This is a genomic window from Salinimicrobium maris (assembly GCF_049680855.1).
Lineage (GTDB): Bacteria > Bacteroidota > Bacteroidia > Flavobacteriales > Flavobacteriaceae > Salinimicrobium.
The window spans coordinates 1-4143 of record NZ_JBMPGS010000008.1 but is presented as its reverse complement, the minus strand read 5'-3'; the positions used below and the strand labels follow the sequence as shown (position 1 = coordinate 4143).

2 protein-coding genes are annotated in these 4143 nt (G+C 44.1%); both read right to left on the bottom strand.

Annotated elements, in window-relative coordinates:
- A partial coding sequence (locus tag ACOV1Q_RS15795) for an Ig-like domain-containing protein (protein WP_424495370.1) occupies positions 1-2358 on the bottom strand: 2358 nt, incomplete at its 3' end.
- Between the two features lie 79 nt (positions 2359-2437).
- On the bottom strand, positions 2438-4143 hold a 1706-nt coding region (locus ACOV1Q_RS15790; RefSeq protein ID WP_424495369.1), incomplete at its 5' end, for a DUF4082 domain-containing protein.

Genomic DNA, 4143 nt, shown 5'->3' with positions numbered 1-4143 from the left:
GCTATAAAGCTGCCCCGTATGAACGCCAGTATTCCCCGGCTGCTTGTAAAAACGTACTCCTGTAATAAACCCATTCTCTGAACTACGGAATTTCATCCCCAATTGTAACGGGGAACCGCTCCACAGGATTCCTGAGGGACGCTCTTCAGGACTAAACACATTGCAAGGACAAACCTGAGATGCCTCAATCATTACGGGAGCGGAAATAGCCACAGCACCCTTGTCATCTGTAGCTTTGGCAGTAAGAGAAAAAGTTCCTGTTGGAATATTTTCCCAGGTAAAGCTATAAGGAGCCTCGCTGACTTCACCTAGCTTGGTATAACCCTGAAAAAATTCAACTTTGCTAATGCTACCGTCCGAATCTACGGCACTAGCTTTAATAATCACTGATTCAGAAGTGTTAAATTCTGCTGATTCCATCGGCGAGGTGATGGATACTGCCGGTACTTCATTCACTCCGTAGGTAGCAAGAAAATCTCCTGTAGTTGCAGAAAAGAAAATATACTCCACTCCTTTAATTTTTTCGGTCCTGTAGTTTACCGCAATTCCTTCTTTGGTCAAACCCACAACCCTCTGATCATTAAATATGGCTGGTAACATCGTCTCCAGTTTATGGGCCCCACCGGAAACTTCCAACGAAAAATCAAGTACCTGACCATCCCACTGATTCATATGATAAGATGATGTATTTCTGCCATCCATCCAGGTAAGTACCTGCTTTGCAGAAATTACAGGAACACCACGGCTCATCGCTGAAGCTATGATCTTTTCCGAACCGTCTGAATCATCATCATCTGTATGCATGTTTGCACAGAACATCCCAAAATAACCTTCCTGACCTAAGGCTTTGTCCAATAATTGATCTATAGTGAACGGAAAAATTTGTCCGGACTCATCTGTCATCTGGGTGTTAAGTTGATAAATATCAAGAGTGTTACCATCCAAATCTGAAAATTTCATAGGTATACCGGACCCTGTAAACATTCCGGGTCTGTCATTGACCCAACTCCCCGGCCAGTAGTAGTAATTAGCATCCAGCCGAATTCCTTTTGAAACTTCTGCCTTGGGCTGAGTGGACCAGTCACTAAACGCGATGCAATGTGTACGATTGGTGGTGGAAGCACTCACCCCAGGAAAATTGGCAGCCATTTCTGCCAGTTGTGTGGTTAGATCATTTTCAATGGATGTTTCGTCATAGCTCTTACACTGTGTATTGAGATGAAGCGCAATTTCGAATCCCTGTGCCTCAAAACTACTGGCTTGATTATTAGATATCGGTGTATTTGGAAAAATGTAAGAACTACCACGGATGGCTCTCCAGTCGGCTACAGCCTCAGGGCTATTATCGGGACTAAGTTCCAGATAACGGTTAAATCTTGCTATGGTTCCTCCCCGGGCATGATCATCTCCTGTCATGACCACTGCAGCCTTTAATCCCCGCGGCATATACCAGAATCTCAACATGGGATGCCGGCTGTTCCGGGTTATAATATTCGCCAACAACCGCTGCTGTTCATCCGCTTGTGGAATGGCAACCTTATTAAGATCCACCCAGTCTGGGTAAAACATATCATTCGATCTTATTGGTCCCGGTTGATTATCTCTTTCCTGACCCACCCAGGCCGGGTTTCCCTGACGGGTATAGATCACGGAGCGTGCAAGGTCATAGGTGAACGCAATAGCTTTTCCTCCGTTAACACCTACATCATTACTGGAAACAGCAGGGTAAATAGTTGCTGAATGTGCGTCGGAGTAGAGTTTAGCAAGACTTACGGCCCCGTTCAGCTCGTAAAGATCTGCAGTACTATGAAATTGAATGGTCTCCTTCACCAACCCCTCTCCCGGTCCAGAAGGATTGATAAGCAGGTATTTATCAGATAAAGTACTTCCTGCAGGGGTTAGCCCCAGAAGGGGAGCAAGTCTAACATCCGGTCTAAAGGAAATCATAGTAGCACCCTCCTGAACTCGTTGGGAAAGCAAGCCAACCTGAACAGTTGTTAGGGACATTTCTCCCAAAAGAATCATATTGTACCCCTGCAGGACTTCTGTTGATATTGTGGAAACCTCCTGCACGTCAAAATCGTTCAATCCCTCGGCCTTGAGTATTTCTGCAAGGTAACTGCTAAAGCGGTTACTATCACTGGTAATGATCAAAACTGAGCTCCTATTGGCTTCCTGCTCCTTAGTATGTAATTGCCTTTCTGCTTTCTCTTTTTCCAAAGGTTTAACTTCTTCCAGAAGTTCTTCGGTTCCAACTGCTGCAGCTAACTCTCCTTCCTGAGCGGGAAATAACAGTAGAAGAAAAAATAAGATCCTGTGAAGGCAAAGCCTTTTAGAAGTATTATCCCTGACTTTCATTCAAATAAATTTAAAGTGGTCACGCTGTTTATCACTCCCTCTTCCTGAATAGAAAGAAGCCGGCGGTTTTTAATAGAGACTACTTGTTTATTACAAGCTGTGTTGCTTTTACTTCGTTCTGATGTGAAATGCGAAGAAAATATATTCCCTGGGGCAGCGAAGTCGCGTCAATTTCCAAGGTATATTCCTCCCCCGCCACTGCAAAATCTATTTCTTTGACCCTTCTGACTAAAGAGCCTCTGGCATCGTAAATGCTAATGGAATAAAATCCGCCTTCCTGAAGCTGGTATACCAGGGTGGCATAATCAGAAAATGGATTAGGGATCACCTCTATCCTGTCAAGGAGAGCAGATTCCAACATACTTGGCTTGGAATAATCTGGTGAACTAAGCACATTTTTAGATACTGTAGCGGATGCAGTTGTTTCAAAAATGGCATCTACCCAGTAATTACTCATGTTATAAGAAAAGTTGGGGAATTCAGGAGTGGATGTATACCTGTACACTCCATTGCCTCCGTCACTTCCATCCCTCAGTGCCTGCAAAGGTTCGTTCAGCACTGCACCTGAATAAAAGGCCTCGTTCAGGGAGTAAAATCCGGCACTGGTATGATATGAAATGATGTAAGTAGTATTTGCTGTTACGGCTACAGGGAAATCGAATTTTACCTGCTGCCATCCTGAAGATGTTTCGTTCTGAAAAACCGCTTCAGCCAATAAATTCCCGTTGCTATTGTATAATTGCCCTGTATGAACTCCGCTGTTTCCACTTTGTTTGTAGAATTTCGCTCCGGTAATATAGCCGTCTACCTGAGACTGGAATTTCATTCCCAATTGTAATCCACCAATTCCGTCATTCTTGAGGCTTCCCGTAGGTATTTCTGAATCTTCAAAAACTGTACAGGGACAATTAAATTCGTCCAAGGCATTTACTATTATGCTGACATCATCGCTTGCTGTACCTCCTTCGTTATCGGCAACGGTTACTCTGAAAACATATACGCCCTGCTCCAACCCTAATAGCTCAAGATTCATTGAGGCAGCATTCTGTATTTCCGCAGCAGGCCCTCCTAATTGTTCCCAGAGGTAGGAAATTATGGAACCGTCTGAATCACTGGCACTGGCAGATAGAGTTATATTGTCCTCCGGAAGAACCAATATCTGATCCTCTCCTGCACTTACGGTTGGTGGAATATTCCCTGCAGGTGCTGTTAAAACTATATTGACTGTAGAAGAAATTCGTTTTGCTCCACTGTTGTCTGTTGCTTCAGCTGTTAAGGAGTAATTACCTGTAGAACTGTGATTCCAGATAAAGCTATAAGGATGAGACAGATCTTCTCCTATTTTTAAATTGTCCCGGAAGAACTCCACTTTTGTGATCGTACCATCAGGATCCGAGGCGGTAGCCTCAAGAGTAACCGCTGCCGGAGTAGTAAAAGTACTGCCATCTTCAGGAGAAATTAAGGTAATATTGGGGAGAGCGTTCTGCTCGAGTGTGTTGAACACTACGTCCACCCAATAGTTACTACTTTGGTATGTCAGGTTTGGAAAGGTGGGTGTATTGGAATATCTGTACACCCCATTTGATCCATCTGTACCACTTTGTAAACCTGTAAGTGGTTCATCAACCACTGCTCTTGTATTAAAAAAGGGACTGTTGAGGGAATAAAAGCCGTTATTACTGTGGTATGAAATCACATATGTAGTATTGGCCGTAACAGGCACAGGAGAAGCAAATGATACCTCCTGCCAGCCTGAGGCTGTTTCACTGTTAAACACCGCCTCGG